A 17,432-nucleotide genomic window follows, 5' to 3' on the forward strand; every position below is an offset into this window, starting at 1 on the left:
CCGTGGTCCGCTCCACCCACACTAAGCTGGAAGGCAATGAAACTTCTTGAGCAGCTCCCCGACAGCGGACGCGTTGACCCGGACGAAATCTACACACGCTTCGTCGAATGGGCGGAGAGCCGCGGGCTTCAGCTGTACCCCGCCCAGGACGAGGCCATCATGGAACTCGCGTCGGGCTCCAATGTCATCCTGGCAACCCCCACCGGTTCCGGGAAGTCCCTTGTGGCGATCGCCGCGCACTTCGAAGCGATGTCCCGCGGGATGCGCAGCTACTACACCGCCCCCATCAAGGCCTTGGTCTCCGAGAAGTTCTTCGCCCTCTGCGACATTTTCGGAGCCGAGAACGTTGGCATGATCACCGGCGATTCGGGAGTCAACCAGGATGCCCCGATCATCTGCTGCACCGCCGAAATCCTCGCCAATATCGCTTTGCGCGAAGGCAAGGAAGCCGAGCTTGGCACGGTCGTCATAGACGAATTCCACTTCTACTCCGATCCCCAGCGCGGTTGGGCGTGGCAAGTGCCGCTACTGGAACTCCCCCAGGCGCAATTCCTGCTGATGTCGGCCACCCTGGGAGACGTCAGCCGCTTCGAAACCGGCCTGAGCGAACTCACCGGACGGCCCACCACCACCGTCAGTTCGGCCGAACGCCCCATCCCGCTCCACTACTACTTCCAGGAAACGCCGGTCCACGAAACCCTTGAGGAACTGCTGAGCACCAAGCAGGTTCCCGTGTACGTAGTGCATTTCAGCCAGGTCGAAGCCATCGAGCGGGCCCAGAACCTCATGAGCGTCAACATGTGCACCCGCGAGGAGAAGGACAAGATTGCCGAGCTGATCGCCGGTTTCAGGTTCGCCGCCGGCTTCGGCAAGACCCTGAACCGGCTGGTCCGCCACGGCATCGGCGTCCACCACGCCGGCATGCTGCCCAAGTACCGCCGCCTCGTGGAGCAACTGGCACAAGCAGGACTCTTGAAGGTCATTTGCGGCACCGACACGCTCGGGGTCGGGATCAACGTTCCCATCCGCACGGTCCTCCTGACAGCTCTCAGCAAATACGACGGCGTCCGCACCCGCCTGCTGAACTCCCGGGAATTCCACCAAATCGCCGGCCGCGCCGGCCGCGCGGGCTATGACACTGCCGGAACAGTCGTTGTGCAGGCTCCCGAACACGTCGTGGAGAACGCGAAGGCGATAGCGAAGGCCACCGCGAAGTTCGGCGACGACCAGAAGAAACTGCGGCAAGTCGTGCGGAAAAAGCCGCCGGAAGGCTTCGTCTCTTGGGGGCAGCCCACCTTCACCCGTTTGGTGGAGTCCGTGCCGGACCCGTTGACCTCGAGTTTCACCGTGACGCATGCAATGCTGCTCAACTTGATGGAGCGCCCCGGCGACCCCTTCGCCGCTGCCCGCCGTCTGCTCACCGAAAACCACGAGACGCGGCCCGCGCAACTGCAGCTCATGAAGAAGGCCCTCAGTATCTACCGCGAGCTGTTGGCAGCCGGAGTGGTTGAGCGCATTCCCGAGGCCGAGCAGGAGAAAGAAGGCCGTTCCGTCCGGCTGACCGTTCACCTGCAAGCCAACTTCGCCCTGAACCAGCCGCTTTCACCGTTTGCCCTTGCCGCGCTCGAGCTGCTGGATCCGGAGTCGCCGTCGTACGCCTTGGACGTCGTGTCCGTGATCGAAGCAACCCTCGAGAAGCCCCGGCAGATTCTCTCTGCGCAGCAGAAGAAGGCACGCGGCGAAGCGGTCGCCGCGATGAAGGCCGACGGTATTGATTACGACCAGCGCATGGCGATGCTTGAAGAAGTCAGCTACCCGCAGCCGTTGGCGGAGATCCTGGGCGAAGCATTCGAGGTGTACCGCAAGGCCGCGCCGTGGGTGGGCGACTTCGAACTGGCTCCCAAGTCGGTGGTCCGGGACATGTACGAGCGGGCCATGAATTTCGGCGAGTTCGTCCAGTTCTACGGGCTGGCCCGCTCCGAGGGGATCGTGCTGCGGTATCTGGCCGATGGCTTCAAGGCCCTGCGCCAGACGGTACCGCAGGACTCGCTCCGCGAAGACCTCGAGGACCTTATCGCCTGGCTGGGTGAACTGGTCCGGCAAGTCGACTCCAGCCTGCTCGACGAGTGGGAAGAGCTCACCTCAGGGGTGGCTCCGACCCCGCACGACGCTCCGCCGCCTCCCCCGCCGTCGCTCACGTCCAACATCCGCGCCTTCAGGGTCATGGTCCGCAACGAAATGTTCCGGCGGGTCGAGTTGTTCGCGGACGAGGACGCGGCCGCGTTGGGCGAGCTCGACGCCGGCAGCGGCTGGGATGCGGAGCGCTGGGAAGACGCTTTGGACGACTACTTCGACGAACACGACGACATCGGAACCGGCCCCGACGCCCGGGGCCCGGGACTCCTCATGATCACGGAGGAACCCGGCATCTGGCGGGTGCGGCAGATTTTCGATGACCCGGCCCGCAACCATGACTGGGGCGTTTCCGCCGAAGTGGATCTGGCCGCCTCGGACGAGAGCGGCACCGCCGTGGTCAAGGTGACCGCGGTCAACCGCCTCTAGGCGCCTAGTAAGCTCGAATCATGAGTGTTATCCGCCCTGCCACAGTGTCCGATGTCCCTGCGATCCTGCAGATGATCCATGAGCTTGCGGTCTATGAAAAAGAGCCCGACGCCGTGAAGAACACGCCGGAAATGCTCACCGAGGCTTTGTTCGGCACAAATCCGCGGGTGTATGCGCACATGGCGGAAAACGCGGCAGGGGACGTGCAGGGATTCGCTTTGTGGTTCCTGAACTACTCCACGTGGGAAGGCGTCCACGGCATCTACCTAGAGGACCTCTACGTCACGCCCGATGCGCGGGGCGAGGGCCACGGGAAGGCGCTCCTGCAGCATCTGGCCGCCACCGCCGTCGAACGCGGCTACGCGCGGGTGGAATGGAGCGTCCTGGATTGGAACGAACCGTCCATCAACTTCTACCGCGGCCTCGGTGCCGTTCCCATGGACGGCTGGTCGACCTTCCGGCTGACCGGCGAAGCGCTGGGTGCGTTCGGCAGCGATGACAAGGTGATGGCTCGTGGCTGAGCGCGTGGCTGAACGAGCGGTCCAGCAAGGGGCCCACACCGTCCGGGCACGCCACGAATTCCGGGGTGTCCGCACCGCGGAGCACTTCTTCACAGTTCCCCTCGACCATTGGGCGTCCGAAGGTGAGGAAGCTCCAGGCACGGCGGAAACGATCACCGTCTTCGCCCGGGAGTTCGTCTCCGCGGAGCACTCGGAGAAGGACGCGGCGCGGCTGCCGTGGTTGCTCTACCTTCAGGGCGGGCCCGGCGGACGCGGAACCCGGACAACGTCCTTGTCCGGTTGGATGAAGGCTGCCGCGAGGAGTTTCCGTATCCTGATGCTGGATCAACGGGGCACGGGCCTGTCCACTCCGGCGGACCGCAATACCTTGCCGCTCCGGGGCGATGCCGCGGCGCAGGCGGACTACCTCACGCATTTCCGGGCAGATTCGATCGTGGCCGACGCCGAACTCATCCGGAAGACCTTGGGCTCGGAGCCGTGGACCGTCCTGGGCCAGAGCTTCGGCGGTTTCTGCGCGCTAACATACCTGTCCTTCGCGCCGGAAGGGTTGAGCGAAGTACTCATCACGGGAGGGCTGGCCCCGTTGGAAGGCCCGGCCGAGCGCGTCTACCGGGCCACCTTCCAACGGGTTGCGGAACGGAACGCGGAATACTTCGCGTGGTATCCGGAGGACCGCAAGCTGGTTACCCGGATTGCGCGGCATCTGGAATCCACGGAGGAGCGGCTGCCCAGCGGAGAACGCCTCACCACGGAACGCTTCCAAATGGTGGGATCGTTCCTGGGCGGGAACGCCCGCGTGGATGCCCTGCACACCCTCCTGGAGGATGCCTTCATGCCTTCCCAGGAGGGAGAACGCCTCGCCGATGCGTTTCTGGAACAGGTCCACGGGCTCGTTTCCCGCGCATCGAATCCTCTGTACGCGGTCTTACACGAGTCCATCTACGGCCAAGGGCAGGCCACCGATTGGGCGGCGTGGCGGGTGCGCGCGGAATTCCCCGAGTTCCAGCCCGACGTCGCGGAGCCGCTCCTGACCGGCGAAATGGTCTACCCCTGGTACTTCGAACAGGATCCGGCGCTCGTACCCCTGCAGGAAGTAGCCGAGCTGTTGGCCGCCAAGCAAGACTGGAAACCCCTCTACGATGTGACCCGGCTGAACGCGAACACTGTGCCCGTCGCGGCTGCCGTGTACCGCGACGATATCTATGTGGACTTCCAGCTCTCCATGGAAACCGCAGCCGCCGTCCGCGGACTGCAGCCCTGGACCACAGGCGACTTTCATCACGATGGCATCGGCGAAGACGGGGAAGGAATCTTCAACCGGCTCCTGGGGATGGCCCGCGGCAAGAACTGAGCCCCGGCCATGGCAATGACCGGGGCTCCAAAAACGCTCCGCTGTTGTTAGTTGCTCCGCAGTCCTTAGTGGCCGCTGACCTTGTTCATGCTCTTGCGGGAATCTTCCTCGAGCCGTGCGTCCAGTTTGGACTTGCTGGCGGCCGGTGTCAGGAGGCTCGCGAAAACCGCCACAACGATGGTGCCGATGATGACCGCGAGGGACACATAGGTCGGAATCTCCGGAGCCCATTCAATATGGTGGCCGCCGTTGATGAAGGGCAGTTCGTTGACGTGCATGGCGTGCAGGACCAGCTTGACGCCGATGAACGCGAGGATGACCGACAACGCGTGCTTGAGGTAGATCAGCCGGGTCATGAGGCCGCCAAGCAGGAAGTACAGCTGGCGTAGGCCCATGAGGGCGAAGATGTTGGCAGTGAAGACAATGAAGGCGCTCTGCGTCAGTCCGAAGATCGCCGGAATGGAATCCACGGCGAACAAGAGGTCCGTCATGCCGATAGTCACGAAGACGATCAGCATGGGCGTGAACAGCTTCTTGCCGTCAACCGTGGTCCGCAGCTTGCCGCCGTCGAACTTCTCCGACATCGGGACAACTTTGCGGATGCGGGCAATGAGCGGATTCTCGGAAGTCTCTTCTTCGTCTTCGCCGTTGTCGGTGGCCTGCTTCCACGCGGTCCATAGGAGGAACGCGCCGAAGATGTAGAAGACCCAGCTGAACTGCTCAATCACCACCGCGCCGAGGGCAATGAAGATGCCGCGCAGGACGAGGGCGATAATGATGCCCACCATGAGCACCTCTTGCTGGTACTTACGGGGCACCGAGAACCGCGCCATGATGATGATGAAGACAAAGAGGTTGTCTATACTCAGGCTGTATTCAGTCACCCAACCGGCGATGAACTGGCTGCCATACTCCGGGCCGGCAAACGCGAACATAGCTCCGGCGAACACCAAGGCAAGGGTGACGTAGAAGGCGACCCAGAGACCGGCTTCCTTCATGGAGGGTTCATGTGGACGCTTGACCACCAGGAGAAGGTCGACAAGGAGGATGATTCCGAGAACGACGAAAGAGCCGATCTCAAACCAGGCGGGGAGTTGCATCTAAAATGCCTTTCGCAGGTACGCCAAAACGGCGTAAGTCTCTCCGACCTGCCTGCGTCTCCATGCCTAAAGGCAACAACGCTCAAACGGCGATCCACTAGGCCCGGCGAGGCGTCTGTGCCTTGCGTGTTGACGGACGTAGCGCTTGGGATACTCCCCTACGTAGGCCCAACTTTACCCTAGGCGTGCCCGGCGGACTGCATTTGGCGGAGTTCGCGCTTGAGGTCGCCTACCTCGTCACGGATCCTCGCAGCGATCTCGAACTGGAGTTCGGCGGCGGCGGCGTGCATCTGCTCGGTCAGCTGTTCGATCAGGCCCACCAGGTCTTCGGCCGGCGCCGCGGCCAGGCCGTCCTGCCGGACCTTCGTAGCGCCCTTGCCCTTGCCGGTCCGGCCGCCTTTACCGGCTGCGGCGAGCAACTCACGGGTGTCGGCGTCCTCGCGGGCAAGCTGATCGGTGATATCTGCGATCTTCTTGCGCAACGGCTGTGGATCGACACCGTTGTCGCTGTTGTACTTGACCTGGATTTCCCGGCGGCGGTTGGTTTCCTCGATGGCCTTGGCCATCGAGTCCGTGATCCGGTCGGCGTACATGTGGACCTGGCCCGAGACGTTACGGGCGGCGCGCCCGATGGTCTGGATGAGGGAGGTGGCCGAGCGGAGGAAACCTTCCTTGTCGGCGTCGAGGATGCTGACAAGGGACACTTCGGGCAGGTCGAGGCCCTCGCGGAGCAGGTTGATGCCCACCAGGACGTCGAAGCTGCCCATGCGGAGTTCGCGGAGCAGCTCGACGCGCCGGAGGGTGTCGACGTCGGAGTGCAGGTATTGGACCTTGACCCCGTGGCCCAGCAGGTAGTCGGTGAGGTCCTCGGCCATGCGTTTGGTCAAGGTGGTGACCAGCACGCGTTCGTCGCGCTCCACGCGCGTCCGGATTTCGCCAAGGAGGTCGTCGATCTGGCCCTTGGTCGGCTTCACGATGACTTCCGGATCGATCAGTCCGGTGGGGCGGATGATCTGCTGGACGGACCCGTCGGCCTTGCCCAGCTCGTACTTGCCGGGGGTCGCGGAAAGATAGACGGTCTGCCCCACCCGTTCCAGGAATTCATCCCATTTGAGCGGCCTGTTATCCATGGCGGAAGGAAGCCGGAAGCCGTGGTCCACAAGGGTGCGCTTGCGCGACATGTCACCCTCGTACATGGCGCCGATCTGTGGAACCGTGACGTGGGATTCGTCGATGACGAGCAGGAAGTCGTCCGGGAAGTAGTCGATGAGGCAGTGCGGGGCCGTGCCGGAGCCACGGCCATCGATGTGGCGTGAATAGTTCTCGATGCCGTTGCAGAAACCCATTTGCTGCATCATCTCGAGGTCGTAGGTGGTGCGCATACGCAGCCTCTGGGCCTCCACGAGCTTGTTCTGGCCTTCAAGGACCTTGAGTCTCTGCGCGAGCTCTTCCTCGATGGCTGTGATGGCGCGCGACATGCGTTCCGGACCGGCGACATAGTGCGAGGCCGGGAAGATGTACATCTCGGTTTCCTCACGGATGACATCGCCCGTGACCGGATGCAGAGTGTAGATGTTCTCGATCTCGTCGCCGAAGAACTCGATTCGCAAGGCCAGCTCTTCGTACATGGGGATGATTTCCACGGTGTCTCCGCGGACGCGGAACGTGCCGCGGTGGAAGTCCATGTCGTTGCGGGTGTACTGCATGCCGACAAACTTCCGCAGGAGATCGTCCCGGTTCATTTCGGCGCCCTTGGTGAGCGTGACCATTCCGGCGATGTACTCCTCCGGGGTGCCGAGGCCGTAGATGCAGGACACGGTAGCCACAACGATGACATCCCGGCGCGTGAGGAGCGCGTTGGTGGCCGAGTGCCGCAGCCGCTCGACTTCCTCATTCACGGAGGAGTCCTTCTCGATGAAGGTATCCGTCTGGGGAACGTAGGCTTCGGGCTGGTAGTAGTCGTAGTACGAAACGAAGTACTCGACCGCGTTGTTGGGCAGCAGTTCCCGGAACTCGTTGGCGAGCTGCGCGGCCAGGGTTTTGTTCTGGACCATCACCAAAGTGGGCCTCTGGACCTGTTCGATCAACCAAGCGGTGGTGGCACTCTTGCCTGTACCAGTGGCACCGAGCAGCACGACGTCTTTCTCGCCGTTGTTGATCCGTTCGGTCAGCTCCGCGATAGCGGCCGGCTGGTCGCCTGCCGGCTTGAATTCGCTAATGACCTCAAACGGCGCGACGACTCGATTGATCTCCTGGGCAAGACTCATGAATCCAATGTACCCCCGCCTGCGGACAGTTACTGTCCGCGTTTTCCGGTGGAACCGTCACTTCCGCCGGGCCGGGTCCAACTGTCGTCCAGCCGCCCCATGATGGAACGGAACATCTTGACGGCGAACCACACTCCGGACACAAGCCAGACGGTCCACGCGAGCCAGAAGGCTGCGCCCGGTACGAGAACGCGCCACGTCGGCGGTTGCGTTCCGGCGACGAACTCCTCGCGGCCGCCGGCCAGGAACCACAGCAGCGCGGCTCCGCCCATGAGCACGACGCCGGCCCACACCAGGGCGCGAACGGCACCGAGCCGCTGTCCCTCAAGATGGGGCGTGATTCTCCGTTTCCCGGCCATGCTTGCCGGCCTAGCCTTGCGCCATGGGGTACGACGGCGGCTGCCATCCGCTGCTCCTGGCCCAGGCATCCATGAGCGGGCAGGCCACCTCGGTGAACCAGGGCTCCTTGGCCTCCGCATACTCCAAGGTCCGGTGGTCGCCGCCGTGGAGCGCGGCGAGCTCTTGTTTCATGTCCGCATACATGCGGACGGCGTCGGGGTTGGCGCGGAGCCAATCCCGGAACAATAACGCATAACGCCAGCCCGGACTTCCAAGCACCCGGACATGGACATTCGCGGGCCGCCCGGGGTCCGCGTTGCAATGGAAGCGCTTTTGCCATACCGATGGATCCAGGTCCGGCGGCTTGGGTGTGTCACGGGCGGAGGCCTCCTGTAACGGGAAACCGGCCTCACCCAAGGCCCGGGCTATCCGGTCTGCGGCTTCCAGGGAAGACACATTTACCTGCAGGTCGATGACGTCTTTGGCAGGAAGACCGGGTACCGCCGTCGAACCGATGTGGTCTGCGCCCAAGACCTCCGGAGACGCCCGCAGGATCCTGGCAAGCAGTCTTTCAGCCTGGACCGGCCAGTCGGGGTTTGGCGGGGACAAGACGGGTCCGCCGGCCCGCGGTGCCGGGCGGCCGGCTGCAAGATTGCGGGCAAACGGTGCCAATCGTTCTTCCCAGAGGGTCTCCACGAGCTCAGTGACATCCTCAACGGTTCCGGAGTTGTCCAACACGATGTCGGTTGCCGCCAACCGTTCATCCCGTCCGGCTTGTGCTGCCATGCGGGACACCGCGTCCTCGACTGTCATGCCACGGATCTCCGTCATGCGCCGGATCCGTTCCTCGTCCGTTGCATCGACCACCACCACCAAGTGGAAGCTGCTGCCCTGCCCGGTTTCGATCAACAGCGGAATATCCTGGACGACGATGTCTCCGGGTTTCGCGGTCGCGAGCATCGCGGCAGCCCTCTCCCGGACGCGTGGATGGATGATCGCGTTGAGCGCCTCCCGGCGATCCGGCTCAGCGAACACAATCGCGCCGAGGCGTGCCCGGTCAAGCCGCCCTTCGGCGTCGACGATGTCTTCACCGAACTCGGCCACGACGCCCGCCAAGCCCGGAGTGCCCGGTTCCACGACCTCGCGGGCCAGCGCATCGGCGTCGATCAAGAGAGCGCCCAACTCCCTAAGCCGGGCGGACACGAGCGATTTGCCGGAGGCGATCCCGCCGGTAAGTCCAATCTTCAGCACCCCTCCACACTAGACTGGGTCGGTGGCAGAACAGGAAGAAAGCCGGGCGACCGCGTACACAACGTTGGCGCTTGGAGACGATTTCCGCCACGAACTCGAGATCAGGCGTTCGCGCTTCATCACCGTGCTGCGCCGCGCCCCCGACGAAGACGCTGCGCGCGCCTTGGTAGCGGAATTGCGCAAGGAATTCCATGACGCGCGGCACCACTGCTCGGCATTCGTCCTCGGTCCCGATCGCGCCATCCAGCGTTCCAACGACGACGGCGAGCCCTCCGGAACAGCCGGCATCCCCATGCTTGAGGCGCTCATCAAACGCGAGACACTGCCCGGGGTGACTGACCTCAGCGACGTGAGTGCCGTCGTCGTGCGCTATTTCGGCGGGATCCTCCTGGGCGCCGGCGGACTGGTCCGTGCATACTCCGAATCAATTTCGGCCGCACTGGACTCCGCTCCCCTGGTTCAGCGACGCCGCTTGCGGATTTGCGATGTCCCTGTGCCCCACCACTCGGCCGGAAGGCTTGAAAACGATCTGCGCTCCGCCGGCTACGTCATGGCCGAAACAAGCTACGAGCCCACGGAGACGATCCTGCGCGTGGCCCTGCCCGATGATGCAAACGCAATCGCCGACGCCGGTGAGCGGCTGGCGTCGATGACCGGCGGCGCCTCGGGACTCCAATTGCGGGGAACGGAATGGGTCGACGTCCAGGCCTGAGCTTCCGCGCTAGGGACATGCCCTCCCGAAACTGGCACCGCTGGACATAGTGGGCATATGTCCAGTCCTTGCTGCGAAGGAGGGGCATGTCCTGCGGGTGGAACTTGGATCCCTGCTGCGTTGACTTCTTGAACAAGCAAGGGGTCTATTTCAGATTGTGGTCAGTCTGCGATGCAGTCTTTCCGTGTGAACCATGCGGGAGCGCCTTGGATCTTGCCTTTCGGAACAACTTGATTGCGCAGAAAGTGATGATGGCCAGAGCTGCCAGCAAGAGGAAAGCCAGCGGAGCAAAGGAAAGTACCGCGTCGGGAAAAGTAGGAACCAAAGGGTTCATAAGTCTGATCACACCGATCCGCGCGAGACTAATCCGTCCAAAGAGTCAACCAAATGCCCATTCGTGTGCGGGAAATATTTGATAGATCGTTATCAATTAGGGACCGGCTGAGCTTCCGCGCTAGGGACATGCTCTCCCGTCACTGGCACCACTGGACATAGTGGGTATATGTCCAGTCCTTGCTGCGAACGCGGGGCATGTCCAGTGGGGACCCGGGCCAAGAAGAACCTCGGCAGTAGCGAAACACGGTTAAAAAAAGCGGCTCCTGCGATTCGTAAATGAACCGCAGGAGCCGCTTTTATCCCGGCCTGGAAATCCAGGCCAGTGGCAATTAGTTGCCGGTCAGCTTCTCGCGCAGAGCTGCGAGGGCCTCGTCGGATGCCAGGGTGCCCGCGTTGGACTCGGTGACAGCCGGCTCGGAGGAGTAGCTGGTGGTGCCGGAGTCGCTCTCGCCGGAAGCGGCAGCAGCGGCGTCGTCAGCAGCGTGCTGGGAAACCTGCTTCTTGTGAGCTTCCCAACGTGCCTGGGCGTCAGCGTACTGCTGCTCCCAAGCGGCGCGCTGCGTCTCGTAGCCCTCGAGCCATTCGTTCGACTCGGGGTCGAAGCCCTCGGGGTACTTGTAGTTGCCCTCTTCGTCGTACTCAGCGGCCATACCGTACAGAGCCGGGTCGAACTCGGTGCTTTCGGCGTCAACGCCCTCGTTAGCCTGCTTGAGGGAGAGGGAGATGCGGCGGCGCTCGAGGTCGATGTCGATGACCTTGACGAAGAGCTCGTCGCCAACGGAGACGACCTGCTCAGCAAGCTCAACGTGGCGAACAGCCAGCTCGGAGATGTGAACGAGGCCTTCGATGCCGTCTTCGACGCGAACGAACGCACCGAACGGAACCAGCTTGGTGACCTTACCCGGAACAACCTGGCCGAGGGCGTGGGTGCGGGCGAAGGTCTGCCACGGGTCTTCCTGAGTGGCCTTGAGGGACAGGGACACGCGCTCGCGGTCCAGATCCACTTCGAGAACCTCGACGGTGACTTCCTGGCCAACCTCGACGACCTCGGACGGGTGATCGATGTGCTTCCAGGACAGCTCGGAAACGTGAACCAGACCGTCTACGCCGCCAAGGTCCACGAATGCACCGAAGTTGACGATGGAGGAAACGACGCCGGGACGAACCTGGCCCTTTTCCAGCTTGTTGAGGAACGTGGAGCGAACCTCGGACTGGGTCTGCTCGAGCCATGCACGGCGGGAAAGAACAACGTTGTTGCGGTTCTTGTCCAGCTCGATGATCTTGGCTTCGATCTGCTGACCGATGTACGGAGCGAGGTCGCGGACACGGCGCATCTCGACGAGGGATGCGGGCAGGAAGCCGCGCAGACCGATGTCGAGGATAAGACCACCCTTGACAACCTCGATGACGGTACCGGTGACGACACCGTCTTCTTCTTTGACCTTCTCGATGTCGCCCCAGGCACGCTCGTACTGAGCACGCTTCTTGGAGAGGATCAGTCGGCCTTCTTTGTCTTCCTTGGTGAGCACCAGGGCTTCGACCTGATCGCCAACGGAGACGACGTCCCCGGGGTCAACGTCGTGCTTGATGGAGAGCTCGCGGGAAGGGATGACACCTTCGGTCTTGTAACCGATGTCGAGCAGAACTTCGTCGCGGTCAACCTTGACGACGATACCTTCGACGAGGTCTCCGTCGTTGAAGTACTTGATGGTCGCGTCGACAGCTGCGAGGAAGTCCTCAGCGGTACCGATGTCGTTGATCGCGACTACGGGGGTACCGGGCTTCTCGGTGGAGGTGATGGTCATGTAGTAGGGGCTCCGTTGTGGATAGAGTATCGGTCAGGCAAACCGCCCGCTTTCCGTCGCCGGTCCGCAGGACACGGCAAAACGCCGGGTCATCCTGAATTGTGGATTGTAAATTTGCGCGCACGTAGTATGCGCCCGTTCATTCTAGTCGTTTGCCTCAAGAAGGGTCAAAGCGGCAGCGTGTCACCAAGCCGCGCGAACGTCACGCCACGGTCCAGCAAGCCTGGAAGGGCGCGGGCATATCCCTCTGCGGTGCCACCGGCGGGCTGGTTGAAATGCGAGATCACAATCTGGCCGGCGCCGTGTCCTCCAGCAATTTTCCCCACTTCGCCCGCGACCGTCGGGGCCGGGAAGGTCGCGCCGCCGTCGCCGTTCACGGTGAAGCTCACGGGGACCAGTCCGAGGGCATTGGTGATCGCCGCCGCGACGTCGTCATAGTAGGCGGTCCCCGCCCTGAAAAAGCGGGCGGCTTTGCCGCAGAGCCGCTCCATGACCTCCTGGTTGCCCATGATTTCGTCATACACTTCGCCGGCATTGGCGGTGCCCGGGATGCCGTACGCCGAGCGCCCGTTGACCGATAGGGGCTGGTGCCGGTAACCGTGGTTGCCGAGCTCGAACAAGGGATCGGCCGCGAGCTCGGCCGCCAGCCCGGGGTTGGCCTTGATCCAACGGCCATTGACGAACAGAGTGGCGGGAACGCTCAGCTTGCGCAAGGTCTTGAGCAAGCGTTGATCGCAGTCCGAGCCTTGGGGGCCACCGCAAGCATCAAACGTCAAGACCGCATGAGTGGACGCGGTTTTCGATACCACGCCAGCGACTGCAAGCCCCCATTCGACGGGCTTGCGCCCGGAGAATTCCGCCACAGCCTGGGACCTCGACGGCGGTGCCGGCCGGGTCTCGGGCACGACCGGACGCTGGCCCACCTCTTCCGCGAGCGGCGTTGAAACCGTTGCGGGACGTGGCGCGGGGGCGGTTGCCGGTTGTTGGGCACAGGCGGCCAGGCCGGTCATCGCAAGTCCGGCGGCGGCCGCCAGCAAGGACCGCCGGCCCGGCAGCCCTGATGGGCCAGAGGAGTGGCCCCCCGGCTGGAATTCCCCCATGGAATCCTCTTCTGTTGTAGATCGTGCGTGCGTGTGGAGATGCGCCTAGAAGTGCGTCAGGCAATGGGCTGGACGTTCGACGGCGAACATGTGCTGGGCGGCCAATGCCGCCCCTGGCGTGTGCTCGCGGATCCGGCCAGCCGAAGCCAAGATTACAGGATTGACGGCACCCAAATAGACAGACCCCAAATCGGTGACATCCATGCTCAGGTCCGGGCTCCCGCCATCAGCCTCCTTGACCGTGACGGCGCCGCCGTCGGACGTCAATTCCCACGTACCGTCGGCAAAACCGAGCGCGTCCCGGACTCCGAGCACCAACCGTCCGTCGGCGCCGTAACGGCGGGCTGACAAGGCTGCAGGGACGTCCAGGACACGCAACCACAACATGTCGCGATAGTCCGAAGACGTGACGCAGCGCCCGTCCACGAGTGCCCACGCGAGGGGGTCTTCAACGGGAGCCTCAGGCCAGGAGACCTGATCGACGAGATCGATGCTGCCCAGGAATTGCCACAGTTCCAGGTACGCGGAGTCCGTCGCGGCGACGAGGTCCACGATTTCCACCGTGTATGGCTTCGTGTCCCAGCCGGCGAACTTGTAGGACACGTAGCCGTCAATGGCTGTGTCCGGTCCGTAGTGGAGCGCGCATTTGATGGCTTTGTCTTCAGTGCCGTCACGCTTCATGGCCCCGGACACGTGATGGCGGTAGGAGTCCTGCCTCACAATGGACCCAGGCGTACGGTGGTGAAGCCGTTCGAATACCTCCGGCGCGAGTTCGAGAAGGACTCTTGGATCTGCGATCTCCACCCGGCCAACGGGCTCGTGACGGATCCGGAACTTCGCACCGGTGTCCACCTTGATGCTTCGCTCGAAGGTTGCGACGCCAAATCCAAAGCGGCCGTAGATGGATGCCTCGGACGCGGTCAGGGCGGCCATGGCGAAGCCATCGTCCTTGGCATCGGCGAGATCGGCGGTCATCATCCCCCGCAGGATGCCATGGCGCCGGTGCGTTCCGCGGACAGTGACAGCCGTGATCTGGCGCGTGCGCAGTTCCTGGCCGAAGCCAACATTCAGCTTGTTTTCCAGCGTTCCAAAGGTAGCCACCGGAAATCCCGGGTTGAGCGCGTGCAACGGTGGTTCGTCGTTGACGTAAACGCCCGTCAGCTCCCGGTTGTCCGCTTGGTACATCGCCAGAATCTGGTCGATGAGCTCATCGCTTCGTTGCTCGTCATGGAATCCGAAGCCAACGGCCCGGAGCCAATCACGTGCTTGTCCGTAGTCCGGGTTCTCCTTGTCGACGGAACGAAAGCGCTTGACGTTGTATTTTTCGTTTGTTTCCTTGGGATCAGCCACGTCCCGAGCCTAGCCAGACAGCATGGGGCACGCCACCATATAGGCGGCGTGCCCCTTGCCTGCGTCTACACAGCGCGTTTCCTAGTGCCCGGCGTCATACCAGCTGGAGCCGACTCCGAGCTGCACGTCCAGCGGCACCGTGAGTTGGGCCGCCGTCCCCATTTGTTCGGTGACGAGCTTTTCGACAGCTTCGCGTTCGCCGTGGGCAACCTCGAGCACGAGTTCGTCATGGACCTGCAGCAGCATGCGGGACTTCAGCCCCTGGCTGGTCAGCTCGGCCGAAACGCCGAGCATGGCCCGCTTCATAAGGTCCGCCGCCGAACCCTGGATCGGCGAGTTCAGCGCAATGCGTTCGGCGATCTCCCGATGCTGGCGGTCCGTGCTGGTCAGGTCCGGAAGATAGCGGCGGCGGCCTTCGATCGTGGAGGTGTAGCCGTCGATCCGGGCCTGCTCCACCACGCCGCGCAGATAGTCGCGCACGGCGCCGAAGCGGTCGAAGTAGTCCTTCATGAGGGTCCTGGCTTCGTCGACCGAGATTTCCAGTTGCTTGGACAGGCCGAACGAGGTCAGTCCGTAGGCCAATCCATACGACATGGCCTTGACCTTTGAGCGCATGGCACTGGTGACCTCTTCCGGCGCCACGTTGAAGATGTGCGAGCCGACATAGCGGTGCAGGTCCTCGCCCTCCTTGTACGCCTGGATGAGTCCCGCATCGCCGGACAGATGCGCCATGATACGCATTTCGATCTGCGAGTAGTCGGCAGACAGCAGGCATTCGTAGCCCTCACTGACGACGAAGATCCCGCGGACGCGCCGGCCTTCCTCACTGCGCACCGGGATGTTCTGCAGATTGGGATTGTTCGAGGAAATACGCCCAGTCGCCGCGACGTTCTGCGCGTACGTGGTGTGGATGCGGCCATCCTCGGCCACAGATTTCTTGAGGGTCTCCAGCATTTGGGCCAGCTTGGAGGATTCGCGGTGGGCCATGAGCTGCACCAGGAACTCGTGGCCGGTCTTCTCCAGGAGGGCCTTCAGCGAGGCGGCGTCCGTTGTGTAGCCGGACTTGATCTTCTTGGTTTTGGGCAGGCCAAGCTCTTCGAAGAGGACCGTTTGCAGCTGCTTGGGCGATCCGAGATTGACCTCGTGGCCAATGGCGGCAAATGCCTGCTCCTGGGCGTTGTCGATCACCTTGGCGAGGTCCGCGAGCTGTTCGTTCAGGCGCTCCATGGAGATGGCAATGCCCGAAAGTTCCATCTGGGCCAGGACCCGTGCGACCGGCAGCTCCAAGGTGGTCAGGAGCGCCTCGGCCTTGCGCTCGGCGAGCTCGCTTTCGAAGTGCTTACTCAGTGCGTGCACTACGGCGGCCTGCTGGACGAGCGCGCTGGCCGCGGCACCGTCCGGCCCATCGCCGAGTTCGAGTTCCAGCTGGCCGGTTGGTGCCACCGCAGCCGCGACGGTGATCCGCAAGTGGTGCTGGGCAAGCTCGGCGAGCTCGTAGCTGCGGCGGTCCGGCTGGATCAGGTAGCCCGAAATGGCAGTGTCGTCCACTATGCCTTCCAGGCCAAGCCCACGGTGGTTCAAGGCCTTCAAGGCATCCTTGAACTCGTGCATGACCTTGGCCTCTTCGGGGTCTTGAAGCCACTTGGCCAAGACGGCATCGGCCGCGGCGTCCAAGGACGACAGCTCGATGTAGGCGGCCCCATTGGCGCGCACGATCGCGAGGGCATCGGCGTCGTCGCCGATCCGACCCGGGACCAACTGCACGGCGACGGCGGCACGGCTCCCCGCACCGGCGGCGAAGAACTCCTCCAGGGCGGCGGCGTTGTCCAGGATCTTGTAGTCGGGCGCGTCGATGGTTTCGGGAGCCGCGCCGGCGGTGTCGTCGCCGTAGAGTGCGAACAGCCGGGTGCGGAGCGTCCTGAATTCGAGGGTGTCGAACAGAGTCTCGACCTCCTGGCGGTTCGGGCGCGGTTCCTCGAGGTCGGCGAGTGTCACGGGGAGTTGGAGGTCGTGCAGGAGTCGGTTGAGGCGGCGGTTGCGCTTCACGGCGTCGATGTTTTCCCGGAGGGCTCCGCCTACCTTGCCGCCGATGGAATCCAGGTTCTCCAGGATCCCTTCCAGGCCGCCGTAAAGGTTGATCCACTTGGCTGCGGTCTTGGGGCCGACGCCGGGAACGCCGGCGAGGTTGTCGGCGGACTCACCCACCAAAGCGGCGAGATCGGAGTAGCGGGACGGCGGAACGAAGTACTTCTCTTCGATGGCCGCCGCATCCATGCGCGGAATGTTTGAAACGCCCTGTTTCGGGTAAAGCACGAAAACGTTGTCCGTGATGAGCTGGAAAGCGTCACGGTCCCCCGATACCAAGAGGACTTCGAAGCCCGCGGCATCGCCCTGCGCCGCGAGGGTGGCGAGGATGTCGTCAGCCTCGTACCCTGGCATCTTGATGGTCTTGATGCCCCACGCTTCCATGACTTGATCGATGAGATCGATCTGCCCGCGGAATTCCGGTGGAGTCTCGTTGCGGCCGCCCTTGTATTCGCTGTACTCCGCCTTGCGGAACGTCGTGTCGTCCGAGACATCGAAGGCCACTGCAACGTGGGTGGGCTTTTGGTCCTTGATGAGGTTGATTAACATCGAGGTGAAGCCATGCACGGCGTTGGTGTGCTGGCCCGAGGATGTGGCGAAGTTCTCTGCCGGCAGAGCATAGAATGCCCGGAACGCCATGGAGTGGCCATCAA

The 17,432-nt window shown here is 63.1% G+C and carries 12 protein-coding genes; 4 read left to right on the forward strand and 8 right to left on the reverse strand.

Going from position 1 to position 17,432, the window contains the following annotated elements; all coding sequences use genetic code 11:
• Positions 1–36 precede the first annotated feature (36 nt).
• The 3 genes from AB4074_RS09265 to AB4074_RS09275 are packed head-to-tail and all read left to right on the forward strand — an operon-like array spanning position 37 to position 4,434.
• Positions 37–2,562, forward strand: a complete 2,526-nt coding sequence (locus tag AB4074_RS09265) for a DEAD/DEAH box helicase (protein ID WP_441413123.1) — start codon at positions 37–39, stop codon at positions 2,560–2,562.
• 20 nt (positions 2,563–2,582) lie between these two features.
• Positions 2,583–3,083 carry a GNAT family N-acetyltransferase gene (locus AB4074_RS09270; RefSeq protein ID WP_441413124.1) on the forward strand — a complete coding sequence of 167 codons (501 nt, stop codon included), beginning with the start codon at positions 2,583–2,585 and terminating at the stop codon, positions 3,081–3,083.
• Positions 3,076–4,434: an alpha/beta fold hydrolase gene (locus AB4074_RS09275; protein WP_441413125.1), complete on the forward strand. Its 1,359-nt coding sequence runs from the start codon at positions 3,076–3,078 to the stop codon at positions 4,432–4,434. Before AB4074_RS09270 ends, AB4074_RS09275 begins: the two co-directional genes overlap by 8 nt.
• A gap of 65 nt (positions 4,435–4,499) precedes the next feature.
• On the opposite strand, the gene AB4074_RS09280 is transcribed toward AB4074_RS09275, so the two are convergent.
• The 4 genes from AB4074_RS09280 to coaE form a co-directional block, all read right to left on the reverse strand.
• Positions 4,500–5,534 carry a TerC family protein gene (locus AB4074_RS09280; RefSeq protein ID WP_441413126.1) on the reverse strand — a complete coding sequence of 345 codons (1,035 nt, stop codon included), beginning with the start codon at positions 5,532–5,534 and terminating at the stop codon, positions 4,500–4,502.
• A gap of 179 nt (positions 5,535–5,713) precedes the next feature.
• Positions 5,714–7,801, reverse strand: coding sequence for an excinuclease ABC subunit UvrB (uvrB, locus tag AB4074_RS09285; protein ID WP_441413127.1), 2,088 nt, complete (start codon positions 7,799–7,801; stop codon positions 5,714–5,716).
• Positions 7,802–7,830: 29 nt separating this feature from the next.
• Positions 7,831–8,160, reverse strand: a complete 330-nt coding sequence (locus AB4074_RS09290; RefSeq protein WP_441413128.1) for a hypothetical protein — start codon at positions 8,158–8,160, stop codon at positions 7,831–7,833.
• Between the two features lie 10 nt (positions 8,161–8,170).
• Positions 8,171–9,391, reverse strand: coding sequence for a dephospho-CoA kinase (gene coaE, locus AB4074_RS09295; RefSeq protein WP_441413129.1), 1,221 nt, complete (start codon positions 9,389–9,391; stop codon positions 8,171–8,173).
• Between the two features lie 22 nt (positions 9,392–9,413).
• On the opposite strand from coaE, the gene AB4074_RS09300 reads away from it, so the two are divergent.
• Positions 9,414–10,103 carry an IMPACT family protein gene (locus tag AB4074_RS09300; RefSeq protein WP_441413130.1) on the forward strand — a complete coding sequence of 230 codons (690 nt, stop codon included), beginning with the start codon at positions 9,414–9,416 and terminating at the stop codon, positions 10,101–10,103.
• Positions 10,104–10,768: 665 nt separating this feature from the next.
• Here AB4074_RS09300 and rpsA read toward each other — a convergent pair.
• The 4 genes from rpsA to polA form a co-directional block, all read right to left on the reverse strand.
• A complete protein-coding gene (gene rpsA, locus AB4074_RS09305) occupies positions 10,769–12,244 on the reverse strand; it encodes a 30S ribosomal protein S1 (RefSeq protein ID WP_441413131.1) in 1,476 nt (491 codons plus the stop codon).
• A 167-nt stretch (positions 12,245–12,411) separates the two neighbouring features.
• Entirely contained in the window at positions 12,412–13,344 is a 933-nt protein-coding gene (locus AB4074_RS09310) for a polysaccharide deacetylase family protein (protein ID WP_441413132.1), read from the reverse strand.
• Between the two features lie 45 nt (positions 13,345–13,389).
• On the reverse strand, positions 13,390–14,694 hold the full coding sequence (locus tag AB4074_RS09315; RefSeq protein WP_441413133.1) for a GNAT family N-acetyltransferase: 1,305 nt from the start codon (positions 14,692–14,694) through the stop codon (positions 13,390–13,392).
• Positions 14,695–14,775: 81 nt separating this feature from the next.
• The gene (gene polA / locus AB4074_RS09320; protein ID WP_441413134.1) at positions 14,776–17,418 is read right to left on the reverse strand and encodes a DNA polymerase I; all 2,643 of its coding nucleotides are present in this window, start codon (positions 17,416–17,418) and stop codon (positions 14,776–14,778) included.
• Positions 17,419–17,432 lie beyond the last annotated feature (14 nt).

Source organism: Arthrobacter sp. 2MCAF14, from assembly GCF_052115645.1.
Taxonomy (GTDB): Bacteria; Actinomycetota; Actinomycetes; order Actinomycetales; family Micrococcaceae; genus Arthrobacter.